The sequence below is a fragment of the Methylobrevis pamukkalensis genome, from assembly GCF_001720135.1.
In the GTDB taxonomy this organism is placed as follows: Bacteria; Pseudomonadota; Alphaproteobacteria; order Rhizobiales; family Pleomorphomonadaceae; genus Methylobrevis; species Methylobrevis pamukkalensis.
This window is the reverse complement of record NZ_MCRJ01000238.1, coordinates 1-1,774: the sequence shown is the minus strand read 5'-3', so window position 1 is coordinate 1,774 and position 1,774 is coordinate 1. Positions and strand designations below refer to the sequence as shown.

Genomic DNA, 1,774 nt, shown 5'->3' with positions numbered 1-1,774 from the left:
CACCACATACAGCGACAGCGCGCAGGCGTTCGAGACGTTGAGGCTCTTGATCGGGCCGGGCATGTCGAGGCGGGCGAGGACGTCGCAGAGTTCGCGGCTGCGCTGGCGCAGGCCCTTGCCCTCGGCGCCGAGCACCAGCAGCACCGGCGCGCGCAGCTCCGCGGCGTCGAGCGCCGTCTCGCCCTCGCTGTCGAGGCCGACGATCTGGAAGCCGTCGTCGCGGGCCTCCTGCAGCGCGTCGCCGAGGTTGCGCACCTCGATGATCGGCATCAGGTCCAGCGCGCCGGAGGCGGACTTGGCGAGCACACCGGATTCGGCCGGGCTGTGCCGGGCCGTGGTCATCACCGCGTCGACCCCGAGCGCGCTCGCCGTGCGCAGGATCGCGCCGACATTGTGCGGATCGGTGATCTGGTCGAGCGCCAGCACGATTCGCGCGTTCGACAGGTCCTTGGTGCGCAGCGGCGACAGCGGCAGCACCTCGAGCGCGACGCCCTGGTGGACGGCGTCGGAGCCGAGCAGGCGGTCGAGCGCCGGCGGCGAGGTGTTCTCGGGGGTGAGCGGCAGGCCTTCCGGAAAGCGCTCGGCCAGCCGGGCCTCGGCGTTGCGCGTTGCCAGCAGCCGCAGCGCCTTGCGGCGCGGGTTCTTCAGCGCCAGCTCCACCGTGTGCAGGCCGTAGAGATACAGCACCTCGCCCGCCTCGCGCGTGCGCTTGGGACGCGGCCGGAACTGCTGCGGATGGGCCTGGCGGCCGGGGTGGCCGCGGACGGGACGGGGCTTTTCTGTGGTCATCGCGTCATATAGCGGCCCGGCGGGGCGGCTGCCAAGACGATCCGCACCACGAGGCGCGGTTTTGCGCGCGATGCGGCGGCGGCACTCCGAATTGGTGACATTCTGTCGACGCAGCGGGTTGACAGCCGGTCGACCCCTCGCCATAACCACGCCCGACCGGCGGGGTTCGCTTCGCCGGGTCAGCTCCGGGGCGCTTCGCCAACCCCGCGAGAGGTTGGGGGAATGTCCCGAGCGGCAAAGGGGGCGGACTGTAAATCCGCTGGCTACGCCTTCGTAGGTTCGAGTCCTACTTCCCCCACCATCTCTCTTTTCACGTCCTGTCGAACGAATGACCGGCCGGGCCCCGCGAGAGGGCAGGCAGCGCGCGAGCGCGTCGATTTTCGCCTCGAGAGGGCCGGCGACACGGCCTCGGGGGCTTCCATTTCCGCGATCATCTGCTAAATGCAGATCGACCGGATCCGGTGGCCGCATGGCGGCAGTCCGGACGGCGTCGGACGCCCCGGGGGCGCGACGCGGGTATAGCTCAATGGTAGAGCAGCAGCCTTCCAAGCTGAATACGCGGGTTCGATTCCCGCTACCCGCTCCAGCCCGCTCTTCACGAACCCGCGGATCCGCGTTCTCTGCCTCCGGCAGAGGGGTTCGATTCCCGCGACCCGCTCCAGCCCTCCGATCGCCCCGCCCGGAGCGCCACTTGCCGCAACGCACCGCGGATCCCATCTGTAAGCCACCTCCAGAGTCGACCGCGTCGCCCGAGCGGAAGCGTCCGATTTCGGCAGACATGTCGCGAATCCGTCACATCATCGTCACGTTCCTCCCTGTCCGTCGCCCTCGGGCGGGTGGTGCCGGGCGTAAGGGCGCGGATGCGCGGCAGAATCACCCGCGGGGGACTTGAACCGGGGCGAGAAACCAACTATTCGACCCGCCGGCTGGTCCGGTTCGCCGGCAATCTGCGACACTTGTGAGAGAGACGAGACGATGGCCAAGG

Annotated in this window: 1 protein-coding gene and 2 tRNA genes; 2 read left to right on the top strand and 1 reads right to left on the bottom strand. The window is 69.7% G+C overall.

What is annotated here, in order from left to right:
* Nucleotides 1-789 (bottom strand): TrmH family RNA methyltransferase (locus A6302_RS20165; protein ID WP_069308504.1); only part of this gene is annotated, 789 nt, incomplete at its 3' end.
* Between the two features lie 216 nt (nucleotides 790-1,005).
* Between A6302_RS20165 and A6302_RS20160 the strand changes: the two genes are divergently transcribed.
* Both A6302_RS20160 and A6302_RS20155 read left to right on the top strand, forming a co-directional pair.
* Nucleotides 1,006-1,090 (top strand) — tRNA-Tyr (locus A6302_RS20160).
* A gap of 211 nt (nucleotides 1,091-1,301) precedes the next feature.
* A tRNA-Gly gene (locus A6302_RS20155) sits at nucleotides 1,302-1,375 on the top strand.
* The last annotated feature ends 399 nt before the right edge of the window (nucleotides 1,376-1,774 follow it).